General features: G+C 66.6%; 16 protein-coding genes and 2 tRNA genes. 10 read left to right on the top strand and 8 right to left on the bottom strand.

Annotated features, from left to right (window positions below):
• Window positions 1–12: 12 nt before the first annotated feature.
• Window positions 13–1,188: a hypothetical protein gene (locus ACWIGM_RS00615; protein WP_454023989.1), complete on the bottom strand. Its 1,176-nt coding sequence runs from the start codon at window positions 1,186–1,188 to the stop codon at window positions 13–15.
• Window positions 1,189–1,375: 187 nt separating this feature from the next.
• On the opposite strand from ACWIGM_RS00615, the gene ACWIGM_RS00610 reads away from it, so the two are divergent.
• On the top strand, window positions 1,376–2,005 hold the full coding sequence (locus ACWIGM_RS00610) for a glutathione S-transferase family protein (protein WP_454023988.1): 630 nt from the start codon (window positions 1,376–1,378) through the stop codon (window positions 2,003–2,005).
• Window positions 2,006–2,020: 15 nt separating this feature from the next.
• Here ACWIGM_RS00610 and ACWIGM_RS00605 read toward each other — a convergent pair whose 3' ends face one another.
• Window positions 2,021–3,025: an AraC family transcriptional regulator gene (locus tag ACWIGM_RS00605; protein WP_454023987.1), complete on the bottom strand. Its 1,005-nt coding sequence runs from the start codon at window positions 3,023–3,025 to the stop codon at window positions 2,021–2,023.
• 675 nt (window positions 3,026–3,700) lie between these two features.
• Here ACWIGM_RS00605 and ACWIGM_RS00600 point away from each other — a divergent pair.
• Both ACWIGM_RS00600 and ACWIGM_RS00595 read left to right on the top strand, forming a co-directional pair.
• A complete protein-coding gene (locus tag ACWIGM_RS00600; protein ID WP_454023986.1) occupies window positions 3,701–5,581 on the top strand; it encodes a methyl-accepting chemotaxis protein in 1,881 nt (626 codons plus the stop codon).
• 97 nt (window positions 5,582–5,678) lie between these two features.
• Window positions 5,679–6,071 carry a hypothetical protein gene (locus ACWIGM_RS00595; protein ID WP_454023985.1) on the top strand — a complete coding sequence of 131 codons (393 nt, stop codon included), beginning with the start codon at window positions 5,679–5,681 and terminating at the stop codon, window positions 6,069–6,071.
• A gap of 31 nt (window positions 6,072–6,102) precedes the next feature.
• Here ACWIGM_RS00595 and ACWIGM_RS00590 read toward each other — a convergent pair whose 3' ends face one another.
• A complete protein-coding gene (locus ACWIGM_RS00590; RefSeq protein ID WP_454023984.1) occupies window positions 6,103–6,474 on the bottom strand; it encodes a VanZ family protein in 372 nt (123 codons plus the stop codon).
• A gap of 115 nt (window positions 6,475–6,589) precedes the next feature.
• Window positions 6,590–6,664 (bottom strand) — tRNA-Asn (locus ACWIGM_RS00585).
• A gap of 189 nt (window positions 6,665–6,853) precedes the next feature.
• Here ACWIGM_RS00585 and ACWIGM_RS00580 point away from each other — a divergent pair.
• Window positions 6,854–6,927, top strand: a tRNA-Cys gene (locus tag ACWIGM_RS00580).
• Between the two features lie 116 nt (window positions 6,928–7,043).
• On the opposite strand, the gene ACWIGM_RS00575 is transcribed toward ACWIGM_RS00580, so the two are convergent.
• On the bottom strand, window positions 7,044–7,535 hold the full coding sequence (locus tag ACWIGM_RS00575; RefSeq protein WP_454023983.1) for a hypothetical protein: 492 nt from the start codon (window positions 7,533–7,535) through the stop codon (window positions 7,044–7,046).
• A 126-nt stretch (window positions 7,536–7,661) separates the two neighbouring features.
• The gene (locus ACWIGM_RS00570) at window positions 7,662–7,964 is read right to left on the bottom strand and encodes a hypothetical protein (RefSeq protein ID WP_454023982.1); all 303 of its coding nucleotides are present in this window, start codon (window positions 7,962–7,964) and stop codon (window positions 7,662–7,664) included.
• A gap of 169 nt (window positions 7,965–8,133) precedes the next feature.
• Between ACWIGM_RS00570 and ACWIGM_RS00565 the strand changes: the two genes are divergently transcribed.
• From ACWIGM_RS00565 to ACWIGM_RS00550, 4 genes are all read left to right on the top strand, one after another.
• Complete coding sequence (locus ACWIGM_RS00565) at window positions 8,134–9,234, top strand: hypothetical protein (RefSeq protein ID WP_454023981.1); 1,101 nt, start codon at window positions 8,134–8,136, stop codon at window positions 9,232–9,234.
• Window positions 9,235–9,365: 131 nt separating this feature from the next.
• The gene (locus tag ACWIGM_RS00560; RefSeq protein WP_454023980.1) at window positions 9,366–10,007 is read left to right on the top strand and encodes a protein-L-isoaspartate O-methyltransferase family protein; all 642 of its coding nucleotides are present in this window, start codon (window positions 9,366–9,368) and stop codon (window positions 10,005–10,007) included.
• A gap of 237 nt (window positions 10,008–10,244) precedes the next feature.
• A complete protein-coding gene (locus ACWIGM_RS00555; protein ID WP_454023979.1) occupies window positions 10,245–11,642 on the top strand; it encodes a TolC family outer membrane protein in 1,398 nt (465 codons plus the stop codon).
• Window positions 11,643–11,805: 163 nt separating this feature from the next.
• Window positions 11,806–12,405 (top strand): PopZ family protein, encoded by a 600-nt coding sequence (locus ACWIGM_RS00550; protein ID WP_454023978.1) that lies wholly within the window; start codon window positions 11,806–11,808, stop codon window positions 12,403–12,405.
• Window positions 12,406–12,409: 4 nt separating this feature from the next.
• Here ACWIGM_RS00550 and ACWIGM_RS00545 read toward each other — a convergent pair whose 3' ends face one another.
• Both ACWIGM_RS00545 and ACWIGM_RS00540 read right to left on the bottom strand, forming a co-directional pair.
• Window positions 12,410–12,625: a hypothetical protein gene (locus ACWIGM_RS00545; protein WP_454023977.1), complete on the bottom strand. Its 216-nt coding sequence runs from the start codon at window positions 12,623–12,625 to the stop codon at window positions 12,410–12,412.
• Between the two features lie 13 nt (window positions 12,626–12,638).
• Window positions 12,639–13,124 (bottom strand): pyridoxamine 5'-phosphate oxidase family protein, encoded by a 486-nt coding sequence (locus tag ACWIGM_RS00540; RefSeq protein ID WP_454023976.1) that lies wholly within the window; start codon window positions 13,122–13,124, stop codon window positions 12,639–12,641.
• A gap of 122 nt (window positions 13,125–13,246) precedes the next feature.
• Here ACWIGM_RS00540 and dps point away from each other — a divergent pair, with 122 nt between their 5' ends.
• Window positions 13,247–13,726 (top strand): DNA starvation/stationary phase protection protein Dps, encoded by a 480-nt coding sequence (dps, locus tag ACWIGM_RS00535; RefSeq protein ID WP_454023975.1) that lies wholly within the window; start codon window positions 13,247–13,249, stop codon window positions 13,724–13,726.
• 207 nt (window positions 13,727–13,933) lie between these two features.
• Window positions 13,934–16,762 carry a valine--tRNA ligase gene (locus ACWIGM_RS00530; protein ID WP_454023974.1) on the top strand — a complete coding sequence of 943 codons (2,829 nt, stop codon included), beginning with the start codon at window positions 13,934–13,936 and terminating at the stop codon, window positions 16,760–16,762.
• Window positions 16,763–16,806: the final 44 nt, after the last annotated feature.

Here is a 16,806-nt window from a genome sequence, read left to right as displayed (position 1 = left end):
CGCGACGGCAGGCTATTTCAGCCGCCCCGCCACGATCCTGGCGAGTTCGCCGACGCGCGCCTTGGCCTGGTCATGCAGCGCCTGGTCGCGCTCGCCGCCGGAGACGCGGACCTCGACCGTCGCCAGCCCTTTGCGGATATGGATGCGGTTCATGATGTCGAGCGCCGCCTCGTCGCCGAGCCCTTCGACCGGCGTCTTCGCCTCGGAGACCTTGATTGCGCTCTGGAACCAGCGCTTCGACAGATCCTCATTGGCGGCGACATTGCGGACGCTGACCTGGATCTGGTTGAGCTCGACCGTGCGCTTGCCGTCCTTCTCGACGCTGCGCTTGGCGTCGAACTGGCAGCCGATCGGGTTCGGCAGGGCCTCCTGCCGATTCTCGCGGCTCTCATGGGTGATCTTGCCCATCAGCTTGCGCGGCTCGCTGACGATCATATCGGGGAAGGCGGCCTTGACCTCGGCCGGCGTCAGCAGGGCGCAGGCGTCCGGCCACTGCTCGACCGGGGCGACGGAGGAGGGGCGGGTTTCCGCCGGCACCGTCACGGCGCTGTTCGCGGCGATCTGCGTCGCTGCGTCGACCATGCCGGCACCGCCCTGCCAGCGTGCCGCCGCCTGCTTCGCCAGAGCGAGCACGTTCGGCGCGGTCTGCTCGGAATAGAGATCGAGCGAGACGGCGTAGATCAGATCATCCTTGCGGGCGCGGACGACGACGCTGGACGAATTGGTCTCCTGGAAGGCCTCGTCGCCGATGCCGGCGAGCGGCTCGAGCTTGAGCGTGATCTTCGGATCGCCCGCGACCTTCTCGCGCGTCGCCTTGATCGAGGCGAAGGCCTGCGCCGGAGTCTCGCGGCCCTTGGCGATGCCGTCCCAGCGGATCACCGTGACCGAGGCGAAGCGGGCATGGTCCATCTTCGAGGTCGGGCTCGGCAGCTTCACCGAGTACATGCAGCTCTCGGCATATTGCGGGCCGCGGCTGATCGGGCTCAGCGTCGGGCCCTTGGCGGTGATCGGACGGCCGGGGAAGAGCGCTTCGAGATCGGCCTGCGGCAGCAGGCGACAGGCATCGGGTGCCTTGCCCGCTGCGGCCGGCTCCGAAGCAGACGGAGTGGCCGTCGTGGCGGTCTGGGCGAGGAGGGGACTGGCGAGAATCAGTAGCAGCGGCATCACGAGCGCGGAACGGGCGAGCATCGGATCGGTTCTCCAGGGACGGGCGCGAGCTGCAGCGGATCGCGATCGCGCCGTTCGGGACGGGTGAATCTAGGTGCGACGGTGGCGCGATCATGGCGCTGCGGAAGGCCGCGACAGAGATTGCTGACACAGACTGTCAGCCTGAGCGGCGTCAATACAAACCAATTGGTATGTATGGGAGAGAGCGATGATGAAACTCTACGGATTCGGACCGACGCGGACCTTGCGGGCTATGTGGGGGCTGCAGGAGCTCGGCGTGCCGTTCGACTATATCCATGTCGACCTGCTCGGCGGCGAGGCGCAGACGCCGGCGTTCCTCAAGATCAACCCGGCGGGCAAGCTGCCGGTCCTGGTCGATGGCGACAATGTCCTGCCCGAGTCGGCGGCCATCATCCTCTATTTGTCCGAGAAGTTTCCGGAGAAGCGCCTGCTGCCGGACGATCTGGCCGAGCGGGCGCAGGCCTATCGCTGGATCCTGTTCGCGATGACCGAGCTGGAGCAGCCGCTCTGGCGCATCACCAAGCACAGCTTCCTCTATCCGGAGGAGCAGCGGCTGCCGCAGGACATCACGCTCGCCAGCGAGGAGTTCAGGCGCATGGCGGCGGTGCTGGAGGCGCATATGGCGGAGCGCGACTTCATCGTCGGCGACCGGATGGGGGCGGCAGACTGCGTCACCGCCTATCTGATGGACTGGGCGAACGAGCAGGGGCTGCTCGATGGCTTCCCGCATCTGCAGCGCTATCTCGACCGCATGTATGCCCGCCCGACGGCGCCGCAGCGGATCGCCGTAGCCTTCGCCAGCGTGCAGCCGGGATAGCGCGCCAGGGCTCCGTCAGCTCCGGCGGCGGCGCAAGGTCGCCAGCGGCGTCTCGCCGAAGCGGGCGCGATAGCGCGTGGCGAAGCGGCCGAGATGGGTGACGCCGCAATCGAGCGCGATCCGGGTGACGTTGTCGCCTGGCGCGGCGGCGAACAGCCGGGCATGGGCGGCATCGAGGCGGACATCCTCGAGGATCTGGCGCGGCCCGACCCCGCGATACCGGCGAAAGGCGAGCTGCAGCGAGCGGGTGCTGACGCCGACCCTGGCGGCGAGCGCGGTGATCGAGAGCGCGTCGTCGGATTTCGCGCGCATGATCTCTTCAGCGAGCGCGACCTGCAGCAGGCCGGCCGATCTGCCGCGCTGCTCGGAGTTCGCCACTACCGCCTGCCAGGCAAAGCCGAGCAGTTCGGTCACCATCATCGCCGCTGCATTGGCGGCGCCGCGTGCGACGAGCAGCGCATCCGACTGGTCGAGCTCGGATGCGAGGTGGCGCAGATAGCGGCCGAGAGCCGCGCCCTGTCCGGACGTGACGCTGATCATCCCCGGGGCCTGTCCGTCCGGACGCCAGCCATCGGCCGGATTGAGGGCAGCCGCACTGCGCAGCCGCGTCAGCGGAAGCTGGACCACGAGGCCAAGATAGCCCGGTTCGCAGATCGTCGTGCGCCTGCCAGGTGTCGGGATCAGCATCGACTCCGTATTCGCCTGGATCCGGCGGCCGATATCGTCGGTCTCGATCGTTCCGGTCCAGGGCAGCAGCAGGGTGATGTTCTCGTCCTCGACGAGACGGACGCGGTGGCCGCTGGTCTTCACGGCGCTGATGCGGACACCGTCGAGCAGCACGGAGTTGATCGACATGCGAAAGGGCTCATCCCGATCGAGCGGCTCGAGGAAGTCCTGGCGTTCGAAGAGGATGGTCTGCCGGCAAGCGGCGGCCGCATTGTCGGTTTCAAACTGATTGTGACGCGCCAGCAAGTCATCCTGCTCCGCGTCCGGACAATGCGCGCGCCTCTGTTGCGTCATGCAACCTTCACTGCTTCCACGCCGCACGATCCGTGCGGGCCACAATGTCGGGGCGAGCGACTTTAGTCGTATCCCGGGATAAAAATGGCGATATCGCGGCAGTGAGCGATTTCGACTGATTTCAGGTAAAGAAGAGAAATTTCTCCTATTTATAGGCAACTAGGTAGATTTTTCTTATTCGCTTCGGCCGTACCGCTCCTGTGCGGCGTCCGCGTCCAGGCGGCAAGGCAAGCTGAGTCGCGGCTGTGGTCTGCACCGTGGTCGGTAGCGGCGACACAGCTGGGACATCGCATTTCGCTTTCCGGATAATTGGTTTCGCTTTCCGGATATCGGCCCGGCGCAGCTTCGACGATCATCGAATCGGTAAGCTGGGGCTACACCTCTCCAGGGCGTGGGCGACGCACTGGTCCGGCGGAATCCCGGTTTACCAAGTACCTCGATTGAGTTGACTACGGCGTGATGTCTCCCGTCACGTTCTAGTAAAAATGACTTGTGATCAAGTTATCGCCCGCCTTTAATCGCAATTGCGATTGAAGATAATGGAATTATGCCGCTCCCGCTATCAGACCCCCCCCCGCTGATAGCGGGATTTTTTATGCATCTAATGGTCTGTTTTCTATTTTTTTACTTTGATGTCACAGCGTTTTTCATCGTCGTCCTGGGGCGTTGGAAACCATGGCAACCTCTGCATTCAATCTGAGCAATATCCGCATCGGCACCAAGATAGCCGGAGCTGTCACTCTGGTCGGCCTGATCGGGCTGGCGGCATCCTTCTTCATCAGCCGCGAGCTGATGCACGTCGATGCCGAATACGGCGCGATACTGGATACCGCGCCGCCTGCGCTGTTCGAGACCGGGAGAGCGGCGCGGCGCGTCAATGACATGCTGGCGCAAACCTACAAGATCATTTCCTATCCGCCCCGTTCGAAAGGAGAGCAGGAAGGCCGTGCGCAGCTGAACGATTCCTATCAACGCGCCACGGCCCAGCTGGCGGCCGCCGCAGCCAAGCTGCCGGGAAAGAAGGCGGATTATGATCAGCTGATCGCGAGTGTGCACGAGATCAAGGCGGTCCTCGACCAGGCGGCAGACCTCGGCTCCGGCGACGACAATAGCAAGGCGCTGGCGCTGATGGACCAGGCCGACGCTCGGACCGCCAATCTCGCGGAAGCCGCGGTCGCGCTCAATACCGCGGTGCTGAAGGAAACGGATGCGCGCTCCAACACGATGACGGACGAGGTCGGCTTGCTGACCAAGCTGATGCTCGGCCTGAGCCTCGCCGGCATTCTGTTCGGCATCGGCCTGGCGCTGCTGATGTCGGCGAAGACGATCACCAGCCCGCTGGCGCGCCTGCGCGGCGCCATGGACAAGCTGGCCGGCGGCGATTTCGACATGGTCGTCGATGGCGCGCAGCGTCGCGACGAAGTCGGGCTGATGGCCAAGACCGTGCTCGTCTTCAAGGAGAACGGGCTGGAGATGAGACGCCTGGAGGTGCAGGCGGCCGAGCAGGAGCGGATCGCGGCGGCCGAGCGCGAGAAGAACGAGGCGGAGCGCCGCCGCGCCGAGGCCGAGCGCGAGAGACTGGCGCAGGAGCAGCGGCAGGTCGTCACCCTGCTGGCCGATGGGCTCGATCTCCTGGCTCAGGGCGACCTGACCTACCGCATCGACGCGCAGGTCGCGGCCGACTACCGCAAGCTGCGCGACGACTTCAACCGCGCCGTCAACCGGCTGGCCGAGACGGTCAGGACAATCCAGACCACCGCTTCGGATGTCGGCACCGCCGCGCGCGAGATCAACATGGGCGCCGACGATCTCTCCAAGCGCACCGAGGAGCAGGCCTCCTCGCTGGAGGAGACCGCGGCGACGACCGAGGAGCTGGCGGCCTCGGTGAAAGCCTCGGCCGGCTCGTCGCGGCAAGCGGCGGCGCTGGCCAGCGAGGCGATGGAGGTCGCGGTCCAGGGCGGTGCCATCGTCGGCAATGCGATCGCGGCGATGACACAGATCGAGCAGGCCTCGAAGAAGATCACCGACATCACCTCGGTAATCGACGAGATCGCCTTCCAGACCAATCTGCTGGCGCTGAACGCCGCGGTCGAAGCGGCCCGGGCCGGCGACGCCGGCAAGGGCTTCGCGGTCGTCGCCAGCGAGGTCCGCACGCTCGCCCAACGCTCGGGCGAGGCCGCCAAGGACATCACTGCCCTGATCAGCGAATCGGGCGCCAAGGTCGGTCAGGGCGTCGACCTGGTCAGGCAGGCGGGCGAAGCGCTCGACCGGATCGTCGAAGCCTCGAAACGGGTCTCGGCGACGGTCTCCGACATCTCGACGGCTTCCGCCGAGCAGGCCAACGGCATCGACGAGATGAGCCAGACCGTCGCCCATATGGACGAGATGACGCAGGCGAATGCGGCGCTGGCCGAGGAAAGTGCCGCGTCGGCGACCTCGCTCTCCGACCAGATCCAGCGACTCAACGGGCTGGTCGCGACCTTCCGGATCGGCGGCGAACCGGGTGCCGCGCGCCTCAGTGTCGTGCGTCCGGAGCCGATGGCCCGCTCGGCCTGAGCGTGGCGTGAAGCAGCGGGCGCGCCGTGATCGTCACCCGCCGCGTCGTTTCATCGCTCCGAGCGGGGCGAATGCGGGTGAGGAGTGATTCCCGGCCATGAGCGAGGCGCTGCAAGGACGAGAGGCTTCGATTCGGGGCGGCCGGCTCCTGTGGGGCCCGCTCGCTCTGACCTTCGCCGCACTGGCCGCCGCCATCCTCTATGAAGGAGAGCGGGAAATGCGCGAGGACCGCATCGCGCACGAGCTCTGTCGCGAGCAGGCGGATGATCTCGTCGGGGCGGCGGTCTGCTCCTGCATCCTCGAACGCGAGGACGGCCTGGTCCAGCATGCGCTGGTGATGTTAGCGCCGAGTGGCTGGCGGGAGCTCTGGCACCAGGCGACGCGCAACGAATGCTCGGCCGAGACTTATACGCGCATCGTCACCGAGCGCGGCATCCAGGCGGTCCGGCCGCGGCCATTGCCGGGCGTGGAAGGCGGCTCCAGCCCTTGAGACCTGCCACTGCGCGAGGACGCGCCGAGAATCAATCGGGGCGGCGGGCGAGCGCGAGGGCGACACGCTTCGACCAGAGCCGCTCGCACAGGCTCACGACGGCAAGCCCGCTGAAACCGCCCATGATCTTGACCAGCGCGTCGAGGGCGCGGGCGTGCCGGCTCGCCTCGAAATGCTGGGCGAGTTCGAGCCCGGCGGCGCCAGCGACGATGCAGATGAGAATCACGCCCTTGCGCGCGGGATAGGCGGTGGCGAGGGCGGCTGCGGCGACCAGATAAGCGATGAAGCGCTCGAGCTGCGGCCCCATATGGGCGATATGCGGACGGTCGCCGATCGGCGACAGCGTCGCGAACACGACGACGGCGACAGCGGCCCAGCCGATCAGCGCAGCCCAGCGGCGCATGGAAAGCTCCAGCCCGAAAAGCCGCAGCGTCGTCCTTTGCGTGTCCCGCTGCAACATTCCGTCTCCGGAAAGCAGAAAGGGCCTAAGCGACCGTCGCTCAAGCCCTCGAAAATGCTGGCTCCCGGAGCAGGATTCGAACCTGCGACCAATCGATTAACAGTCGATTGCTCTACCGCTGAGCTATCCGGGATCGGTGGGCGGCGTATAGCGACGCTGCCGGCAAGGCGCAAGCCTTTTGCTGGCATCGGGCCGGAGAAAATCGTGGGCAGCCGATCTTCCCAATGGTCAATTCACATTGCCGGCAGAGTTTCGGTTGCGGCGCGCTGCGGCATGTGGTTATACGCCCGCCGTGGAGCGCGCTTCGGCGCCGCTCCCGGATGGCCTCGTGGCGGAGTGGTTACGCAGAGGACTGCAAATCCTTGCACCCCGGTTCGATTCCGGGCGAGGCCTCCAAATTTCCTTTCATGATCATGCTCTGATCTCGCCGCGTGCCACTACGCACCGCGCGCTTCAACCCGGGCGGCCAGCGCAGGACGCCTGCCACAGCCGCCCAGATCGGCCTCCGCCGGCTAATTGATCGGCTTGATGCTGCCGAAGATCGCGTCCAGCGCCTTGCCGTTGGCCTCGCGCTCCGCATCGTTGCCCCAGACCGTCAGCATCATCACGCGGCCGTTGCCGGCCGGCATCAGGATCAGATCGACGGTCGTCGGCCCGTTCTCATCGCTCGTCCGGAACTGGAAGACCGTCGAATCGATGCCGCTGATCTTCATGTCGGCCTTGATCGGCTCGACGGCCTTGATCTTGTTGTCGCGCATCCATGTCTTGGTGTCGGCCAGCATCTTGTCGATCTGGCGTGCCTCCGCGGATTCTACCGAGAAGAAGACACCCTCGTCCTTCGGGCGCGCCTGGAAGCCGTATTCGATGTCCTCGCTCGACCAGTCGTTCGGCAGCGTGATGGTGATCGAGGGGTTCTTGGCCGGGACGGCGAAGTTCTTGGCGAAAGCGGGCACCACGAAGAGGCCGAGCGCAAGGGCGCCGGCGGCAATGCGGGAGAAGAGCATCTGGAACGGTCTCTCGTGCCAAACCAAGGTGATGGTCTGCAGCACGTCACGAAAATACCGCCTCGGCGATCTGACGCAACGGCAAGCCCCTGAGAACCTTAATTGTTCACGCTATTGCGCGCTCGATCAGCGTCGCCTGAAGCGCTCCAGCAAGCCGAGGCACCAGCTTGCAAAGCGCGCCATCGGCCGCTGCAGCGGGGGCACGTCGGCCGCCAGCAGCATCAGGCCCAGCGGCAGCATCCAGACACCGAGAATCGGCAGGAACGAGAAGACGCCGCCGAGGATGAGCGCCAGCCCGGCCGGGATCCTGATCAGACGGGAATCGCGATGGCGGAGCCAGCGCATCGCCCTGGCGAGCCGGGGAGGGAGCTCGGCCTCGATCCGCTTGAAGGCGGCCCTCAGCTCGTGTCGTCCTGTTGGAACGTGCATTTCACCTCATTCGTCGCTGTCCAGCTGAACGCGCAACTCGGCTCGTCGTTCTCGCCGCAGCAACCGCTGATGAGGATGCAGATGGGAAACGAAAGCGGCGCTGACAGGCGCAAGGCGGCGCAATCGGGCGCGAAGCGGCCATATGTCGCGCGGGCGGACGGGGGACGAGATGGGATGGAAAGACCTGGTCCGCAGCGTGCGCGACAAGGTGCTGGGCGGGCGGGCAGCGTCCGAGCCGGCAGAGGAGCTCACCCAGTACGAAATTCTGCTGAAGGAGTACGGGATCGGCTCGCTCTTCCTGCACGACGAAATCCCGCGGCTCTATGGCGAGCGCGATGCGATGCGCCGGGCCTGGCAGGAGCGTGATTTCGCGGCCTATCGCGCCGCCTTCGAGGCGGCCCGGGCACAAGGCGATCTCGCCGAGAACGGCAAGCCGCGCTACGCGCTGATCAGGGACTGGTTCCTCGACGAATTCATGGCGATCCCCGACAGCGACGATGCCGGGCCGCGGCACGAGGCGCTGCTCGACGGTTTCGCCGCCTATTTCAGGCGCGAGCCTTCGCCCTTCTCGGCTGCGACCTATGCGGATGCGCTGCGGGTCACGGCCTATGCCTGGCGCGGCACGGCCTGCGCGGCCGACGTCAACCTCGACCAGGCCGAGCAGTTCGACAAATTCCTGCGGCAGGCGGATGCGGTGCTGGACAGCCAGCCCGACCCTGCGGATTTCGCCTGGCGCGCCAGCGATTTCCGGCGGGGTGCCGAGACCGGATCGTTCAGCGAGTACCAGCGCCGGTTCGAGGCCGCCTGGGGGCTCGACCGCTACAATATCGACCTGTGCCGCAACTTCGCCCGGATGATCATGCCGCGCTGGCTCGGCCGCGACGAGCATGATCTCGAGGTCTTCGCGCGGCGCGCCGCCGAACTGACCAAGGACCGCTTCGGCTACGGGTTCTACGCCCTGATCCAGGCAGCCAATACCGAGGTCGGCGAGCACGAGCTCGAGGACACGCTCTGCGATCCGGCCCTCGTGAAGCAGGGCTTCGAGGACCTCGTCGCCCGCTTCCCGACGCCGAGCAATTTCAACCTCTATGCCGACATGCTGGAGTGGATGAAGGACACCGAGGCGCTGGCCGACCTGCTCGACAGCCGCTTCCGTACCATCGTGCCGGAGATCTGGTACGGCGACAGCCTCGACGACAAGTTCGTCTACGCCTTCGAGACCTTGCTCGAAGCCGACGAGGTCCTGAAGGCGCGCCGGCGTTCGGCCTGAACCGAAGCTCCTTTCCGAAGACGCAGGTTCGCTGCACCGCCGCGACGGCTTGCCTTTTGCGGCAGCCTCGCCCAAAACCCGCGGGCAGGGTCGAGGCACCCGTCCGGGTGTCTTCCTTCGGAGATTTGAGCATGAGCAGCTTCGCCGAACTGCGGCGCATGATGGTCGATTGCCAGTTGCGCACCTATGACGTGACCGATCGCGCCGTGCTCGCCGCGGCCGATGCGGTGCCGCGCGAGGCGTTCCTGCCGGGCGAATTGTCACATCTGGCCTATCTCGACCGCCAGGAACCGCTGCCGGGCACGGGCCGGGCCCTGCCGGCGCCGATGGTGACGGCGCGCATGATCCAGGTGCTCGAACTGCAGCCGGGCGAAGAGGCTCTCGAATATGGCGGCGGCTCCGGTTATGGCACAGCGCTGATGGCGGCGATGGGGGCCAAGGCTACCTTGCTCGAGCCGGACGAGGCCGCACTGGCGCTGGCCCGCACCGCCTTCGCCCAGCCGGGCGTCGCGGCTGCCGAGCTGGTCGCGAGCCTGCCGGAGCGCCGGCAGTTCGATGCGGTGCTGGTCAGCGGCGCCTGCGAGGTCCAGCCGGAGTCCCTGTTCCGTCATGTCCGCCAGGGCGGGCGGCTCGTCGTGATCGAGGGCATCGGGCGCTCGGCTCGCGTCATGCTCTACCGCAAGGCGGGCGAATCGCTTTCCGGCCGGCCGGTCTTCGATGCGGCGGCGCCGGTGCTGCGCGAATTCCGCAAGGCGGAGGTATTTGCCCTGTGAGGCAAGCCGCCCTCGGGCCGGTTTTCCCCAGAAGGCGTAGGTCGTCGGTACTAATCCCGGCGGGAGTGTCGCATTTTTGCGGCAGTTGCGAATTGAAAAGCGGCCAGTTCCTCTCGCATCATTGGCGTGGAGAGCTGCAAAGCTTATGATTTTAAATCGAGTGCCGAGGCTGGGGCGATGCCTGGGCGTGACTAGAGTCCGCACAAGAGGCGTCCAGTGATTGTAACGCGACCGACCTTGAAGAAGACCGCAAGCCGTCTGGTGATGGCCGGCATGCTGGGAGCCGTCATGGGCTCACCGGCGCTGGCGCAGACGATGGAAGCGGCGCTGGGGCGTGCCTATTCGGCCAATCCGACGCTGAACGCGCAGCGCGCCGCAGTGCGCGCCACCAACGAGAACGTGCCGCAGGCGCTCTCCGGCTATCGGCCGCGCATCACGGCCTCGGCCGACATCGGCGCCAGCATCACCGAGAGCGATACCCCCTTCAACGCGCAGGGCACCGGCAGCGCACACAGCCGCAACCTCGCGCGCCTGAACCCGCGCGGCGCCGGGGTGCAGGTCGACCAGAACATCTTCGACGGCGGCAAGACCCGCAGCTCCGTCAGCCAGGCCGAATCGCAGGTGCTCGGCGCCCGCGCCACCTTGCGCAATACCGAGCAGAACGTGCTGCTCGACGCGGCGACGTCCTATATGAACGTGCTGCGCGACACCGCGATCCTCAACCTCAACCGCAACAACGTCGAGGTGCTCGAGGAGCAGCTGCGCCAGACCAAGGACCGTTTCCAGGTCGGCGAGGTGACGCGTACCGACGTGGCGCAGGCCGAAGCGCGCCTGTCCTCGGCGCAGTCGCAGGAAATCCTGGCGGAGTCCAATCTCAAGACCTCGATCGCGCGCTTCCGCCAGAATGTCGGCGTCGAGCCCAAGCAGCTCGCTCCCGGCCGGCCGGTCGAGAACCTGTTGCCGAAGTCACTGCCGGCCGCGCTGAGCAGCGCGTTGCAGGGCCATCCGGCGATCATCGCGGCGCTGCACGGCGTCGATGCGGCGGAGCTGCAGGTCAAGGTCACCGAGGCCGACCTCTATCCGGTCCTCGGTGTGCGCGGCACGGTGCAGCAGCGCTATGACAACCAGTTCTTCGGTGACAACCGCACCTCGGCCAGTGCCGTCGCGACCCTGACCATCCCGATCTACGAGGGCGGGCAGGTCTATTCGCGCACCCGGCAGGCCAAGGAAACGGCCGGCCAGCGCCGGATCGAGGTCGACACCTCGCGCGACACGGTTCGTGCCGCCGTCGTCTCCGCCTGGGGTGCGCATGACGCGGCCAAGGCGCAGATCGTCTCGGCGCAGGCACAGGTCCAGGCAGCCGAGACTGCGCTCGCCGGCGTGCGCGAGGAGGCCAAGGTCGGCCAGCGCACCACGCTCGACGTGCTCAATGCCCAGCAGGAGCTGGTCAGCGCGCGCTCGAGCCTGGTGACGGCGCAGCGCGACCGCGTTGTCGCCTCCTATGCCGTGCTGTCGGCGGTCGGGCTGCTGTCGGCCGACAGGTTGAAGCTCAAGGCCGAGCGTTACGACTCGCGCAAGCACTATGATCAGGTCAAGGGCCTGCTCTGGGGCACGCAGACGCCAGACGGGCGCTGAGCCGTCCGGCTCCGCCGGCGTAGCGCAGCACTGGCGCAACACTCCGGATTTCTCCTGTGGGCGGCCGCAAGGCCGCCTTGCCTGTTGGTTTCCCGGTGAAATACTCATCAGCGGGGCGCACTGATTCCATAGGCGGCCCTTGAGTCGAGTGACCGGAATCAGCATGAGCGCGCAGCCCAAGGCCAGTGAACCTTCGATGGAGGAGATTCTCGCCTCCATCCGGCGGATCATCGCCGATGACGAGAAGCCCGCTGCGCCGCCCGAGGAGGCTGCTCCGGAGCCGGTTGCCCTGGCTCCGCAGCCCGAGCCGGAACCCGAGCCCGAGCCTGAGCCGATCGAGGACGACGTGCTCGACCTCGGCGCCGAGGCCGAGCGCATCGAGGAAGAACCGGCTGCGATCGTCAAGGCGCCGTCGGACGACATCGACTTCGTCGAGCCGCAAGCCGTGGCCCGGCCGGAGCCCGAACCTGAACCCGAACCGCCTCAGCCGCTGGCCTTCGTGCCGCCCCCGATCCAGCCGCAGCCAGCGCCGCCGATGGACATGGCGGCGCTGATCTCCGACCAGACCGGCGCTGCCGTGCACAATGCCTTCGGCGCGCTCGCCAACACCGTGCTCAGCAACAATGCGCGCACGCTGGAGGATCTGGTCAAGGACATGCTGAAGCCGATGCTCAAGACTTGGCTCGACGACAACCTGCCGACCATGGTCGAGCGGCTGGTCCGGGCCGAGATCGAGCGCGTCGCCCGCGGCGGACGGCGCTGAGGCGTCAGCGCCGCCGTTTCCGGGCAGGTGCCCCGCGCTGCCCGAACGCCCCGCCTTCATTGAGGCTCTGGATGGCATAGCCAGCGAGCGCCATCAGCGCGGTCTGCGGCCCGAGGCGCGAGACGAGGAGCTGCATGCCGAGCGACAAGGGACGAGGATAACGGCCCGATGCCGCCTCCGAGGCGACCCAGGCGCCGACGAGGTGGACGAGAAGTCTCATCGCTTTCTCCCGATCAGAGCAGGACTTTGCGGTTGCTGCCGAGGTCCGGCCGTGAACCGGTGACGGCCGCGGCCGCCATCTTGACCGAGGTCACGATCTTGCCGGGACTGTCCCAGAACTCGGCCAAGGTCGGCCGCACCTTGAGGATGCGGATGTTGGGATCGTCCTTGCTCTCCCAGAAGGCGCGCGCGGCCATCGACCAGAGCTCGGCGATGCGGCCGCGATCGTCGAGCAGGTTGGCGGTGCCGCTGACCGAGACGTATTTGTACGAGCCGTTGTCGCCGAAGCAGAGGCAGACATTCTCGTTGATCTCGATCTCGTCGTCCTTGTGGGCACGCAGGTCGGTGAGGAAGTAGATCGCATCCTCGTCGCGACGGGCATGGGCGCTCATCGGGCGGGCGCGCAGCTGGTCGCCATTGCCGTCATGGCTGACGAGCATGCACAGGCCGATCTCGTCGATCAGCTCCCAGGCGCGATCCTGGTCGGTCTTCCTGGTCATCGGGCGGTTCCTTTCGCGGTTCCTCACCCAACGGCCGAAGCGTAGCCGAGGTTCCGTTTCCGGTGGTCGCCGAATTGCCGCCTTCGCTGCTATGGTCGCCTTTCACGAGGCGTGAGGTTCCCATGGCCAAGTTCAAGTCCCGCAACGACCTGAAATCCAACACCAAGACGGCGATGATCGAGCTGCTCAATGCGCGGCTCGCCGATGGCATCGATCTCGCGCTCGTCACCAAGCAGGCGCACTGGAACCTGAAGGGCCCCGGCTTCATCGCCATCCACGAGATGCTCGACGGCTTCCGCAGCGAGCTCGACACCCATGTCGACACGGTGGCGGAGCGGGTGGCGCAGCTCGGCGGCATCGCGCTCGGCACGGTGCAGGTCGTCGCCGGCGCGAGCAAGCTCAAGGCCTATCCGACCGACATCGTCGCGGTGAAGGACCATCTCGCCGAGTTGATCGAGCGCTATGCCGAAGCCGCCAAGTCGATCCGGGCGGCGATCGACTCTGCCGACGAGGCCGGCGATGCCGACACCGCCGACATCTTCACCGGCTATTCGCGGGCGCTCGACAAGGCGCTCTGGTTCCTCGAGTCGAGCGCGGCCTGAGAGCGCTTGCGAAGTCTACAGCCGCGGCCGGCTAGCACGGCCGTCACGCGCCAGCGAATTCTCAAGCACTCTCAGCAGACGGGACGGCTTCCACGTCGAAAGCGTTGACGCGGGGCCGTCGCATGCGCTCTTAAGACCGCAGACCTTTTGGCTTTCGTTTTCGCGGCCGGGGCAGGCTCCCCGGCCGTTTGGCGTTCGAGCAGAGCGATGATGGACAAGACATTCGAACCGGCCTCCGTCGAGGCGCGCATCAACAAGGCCTGGGAGGAGGCGGACGCCTTCAAGGCGGGGCGTGGAGCCGCGCCCGGTGCCGAGCCCTATTGCATCGTGATCCCGCCGCCGAACGTCACCGGCTCGCTGCATATGGGCCATGCGCTCAACAACACGCTGCAGGATCTGCTCTGCCGCTTCGAGCGCCTGCGCGGCAAGGACGTGCTCTGGCAGCCCGGCACCGACCATGCCGGCATCGCGACGCAGATGGTGGTCGAGCGCAAGCTCGCGGCCGAGAACAAGACCGATCGCCGGACGATGGGCCGCGAGGCCTTCCTGGCCGAGGTCTGGAAGTGGAAGGAGGAGTCGGGCGGGACGATCGTCAACCAGCTCAAGCGCCTCGGCGCCTCCTGTGACTGGTCGCGCGAGCGCTTCACCATGGACGAGGGGCTCTCGGCCGCCGTCCTCAAGGTCTTCGTCGGCCTGCACAAGCAGGGGCTGATCTACCGCGCCAAGCGGCTGGTGAACTGGGACCCGAAGTTCCAGACCGCGATCTCCGACATCGAGGTGCTGCAGCTCGAGAAGACCGGCACGTTCAAATGGCAGCGTGGCGGCGAGGAGGCGTTCGACGCCAACAAGCTGGAGAAGGCGCTGGCAAAGGACCCGAACGGGCACCTCTATTATTTCGATTATCCGATCGAGGGCGCTGCCTACGATCCGGATGACGCCTCAACCTACATCACCGTCGCGACGACCCGGCCGGAGACGATGCTGGGCGATACCGGCGTCGCGGTGCATCCCGAGAACGACAAGCTCAAGGGCCTGATCGGCAAGAACGCCGTCCTGCCGCTGGTCAAGCGCGTCATCCCGATCTTCGGCGACGACTATGCCGATCCGGAGAAGGGTACCGGCGCGGTCAAGATCACCCCGGCGCACGACTTCAACGACTACGATGTCGGCAAGCGCAATTCGCTCAGGATCGTCAACATCCTGGACGGTGAAGCTCGCATCCTGATTCAGGACAATGCCGACTTCCTGGAGGGCGCCGCTCCCGAGGCCGAGACACTGGCGCTCGACGGTCTCGACCGCTTTGCCGCACGCAAGGCGGTGGTCGGCCTGATGGCGGCGCGCGGCCTGCTGCGCAAGGTCGAGCCGAACACGCACACGGTGCCGCATGGCGACCGCTCGGACGTCGTGATCGAGCCCTGGTTGACCGACCAGTGGTATGTCGACGTCCAGCCGCTGGCGCAGCGCGCGCTCGCGGCGGTCAAGGACGGCAAGACGAAGATCACGCCGGAAAGCTGGACCAAGACCTATAATGACTGGCTGGTGAACATCGAGCCCTGGTGCGTCTCGCGCCAGCTCTGGTGGGGCCACCAGATCCCGGCCTGGTACGGGCCGGACGGCGAATGCTTCGTCGCCGAGTCGGAAGCCGCTGCGCAGGCGCTGGCGCTCGCCCATTATGGCGGGCCGGTCGAGCTCAGGCGCGACGACGACGTGCTCGACACCTGGTTCTCGTCCGCCCTGTGGCCGTTCTCGACCTTGGGCTGGCCGGAGGAGACGCCGGAGCTCAAGCGTTACTACCCGACCGCGACGCTGGTCACCGGCTTCGACATCATCTTCTTCTGGGTCGCCCGGATGATGATGATGGGCCTCAACTTCATGGACGAGGTGCCGTTCCGCGACGTCTATCTCCACGCGATGGTTCGCGACGAGAAGGGCGCGAAGATGTCGAAGTCGAAAGGCAACGTCATCGACCCGCTCGTGCTCATCGACACCTATGGCGCCGATGCGCTGCGCTTCACCTTCGCGGCAATGGCGGCACAGGGGCGCGACATCAAGCTCGCGACCTCGCGCGTCGAGGGCTACCGCAACTTCGCGACCAAGATCTGGAACGCGGCGCGCTTCGCCGAGATCAATGGCTGCCTGCGGGCAGAGGGCTTCGATCCGGCCGCGGTCAAGCTGCCGCTGAACCGCTGGATCCTGTCCGAGGCGGCGCGTACCACCGAGGCGGTCGCGGCCGGCATCGAGAGCTTCAAGTTCAACGAGGCAGCGGATTCGGCCTATCGCTTCGTCTGGGGCCAGTTCTGCGACTGGTATCTCGAACTGTCGAAGCCGGTGCTGCAGGCCGAGGAACTGGATGCGGCCGGGACGGCGGCAAGGGCGGAGACGCAGGCGACAGTCGCTCATGTCATCGACCTGATCTGCCAGCTGCTGCATCCGTTCATGCCGTTCCTGACCGAGGAGCTCTGGGCCCAGAAGGCCAATGCCGGCGCAGCCCGTACGGTGCCAGCGGGGGAGGCGGGCCTGGTCTGCCTGACGCGCTGGCCGGAGCTGTCGGCGCTGGTCGACGAGAAGGCCGAGGCCGAGATCGGCTTCGTCGTCGATCTCATCTCCGACATCCGCTCGATCCGTTCGGAGACCAATGTGCCGGGCGGGACGCAGGTGCCGCTGGTGCTGGTCAAGGCGAGTGCGGCGACCAGGGCCGCGGTCGAGGCCTGGGCGCCGATGATCGAGCGTCTGGCGCGGCTCTCGGCGATCGAGTTCGCCGAGCAGGCCCCCGGCCAGTCGGCCCAGATCATCGTGCGCGGCGAGGTTGCGGCGCTGCCGCTGGCCGGGATCATCGATCTCCACGCCGAGCGCGCGCGCCTGACCAAGGAGCTCGGCAAGCTCGACCAGGACATCCTCGCGGTCGAGCGCAAGCTCGGCAATCCCGACTTCATGGCCCGCGCGCCGGAGGAGATCGTCGAGGAGAACCGCGAGCGCAAGGCGGCGGCCGAAGCCCGCAAGCTCAAGATCAACGAGGCGCTGGAGCGGCTCGCCTGAGCCGCTCGTGTCACGTGCGCGTCAGGCGAAACTTGGTATGGTTC

The sequence above is a fragment of the Allobosea sp. NPDC055332 genome, from assembly GCF_053645455.1.
Note: the sequence above shows the minus strand (reverse complement) of the source record. Positions and strands in the feature narration are given on the sequence as shown.

Coding starts and splice junctions, on each gene's coding strand:
- ACWIGM_RS00560 (WP_454023980.1), top strand. CDS start 9,366: ATGAGCAGCTTCGCCGAACTGCGGCGCATGATGGTCGATTGCCAGTTG.
- ACWIGM_RS00600 (WP_454023986.1), top strand. CDS start 3,701: ATGGCAACCTCTGCATTCAATCTGAGCAATATCCGCATCGGCACCAAG.
- ACWIGM_RS00540 (WP_454023976.1), bottom strand. CDS start 13,124: ATGACCAGGAAGACCGACCAGGATCGCGCCTGGGAGCTGATCGACGAG.
- ACWIGM_RS00595 (WP_454023985.1), top strand. CDS start 5,679: ATGAGCGAGGCGCTGCAAGGACGAGAGGCTTCGATTCGGGGCGGCCGG.
- dps (WP_454023975.1), top strand. CDS start 13,247: ATGGCCAAGTTCAAGTCCCGCAACGACCTGAAATCCAACACCAAGACG.
- ACWIGM_RS00615 (WP_454023989.1), bottom strand. CDS start 1,188: ATGCTCGCCCGTTCCGCGCTCGTGATGCCGCTGCTACTGATTCTCGCC.
- ACWIGM_RS00610 (WP_454023988.1), top strand. CDS start 1,376: ATGATGAAACTCTACGGATTCGGACCGACGCGGACCTTGCGGGCTATG.
- ACWIGM_RS00550 (WP_454023978.1), top strand. CDS start 11,806: ATGAGCGCGCAGCCCAAGGCCAGTGAACCTTCGATGGAGGAGATTCTC.
- ACWIGM_RS00575 (WP_454023983.1), bottom strand. CDS start 7,535: ATGCTCTTCTCCCGCATTGCCGCCGGCGCCCTTGCGCTCGGCCTCTTC.
- ACWIGM_RS00590 (WP_454023984.1), bottom strand. CDS start 6,474: ATGCGCCGCTGGGCTGCGCTGATCGGCTGGGCCGCTGTCGCCGTCGTC.
- ACWIGM_RS00605 (WP_454023987.1), bottom strand. CDS start 3,025: ATGACGCAACAGAGGCGCGCGCATTGTCCGGACGCGGAGCAGGATGAC.
- ACWIGM_RS00570 (WP_454023982.1), bottom strand. CDS start 7,964: ATGCACGTTCCAACAGGACGACACGAGCTGAGGGCCGCCTTCAAGCGG.
- ACWIGM_RS00530 (WP_454023974.1), top strand. CDS start 13,934: ATGATGGACAAGACATTCGAACCGGCCTCCGTCGAGGCGCGCATCAAC.
- ACWIGM_RS00565 (WP_454023981.1), top strand. CDS start 8,134: ATGGGATGGAAAGACCTGGTCCGCAGCGTGCGCGACAAGGTGCTGGGC.
- ACWIGM_RS00545 (WP_454023977.1), bottom strand. CDS start 12,625: ATGAGACTTCTCGTCCACCTCGTCGGCGCCTGGGTCGCCTCGGAGGCG.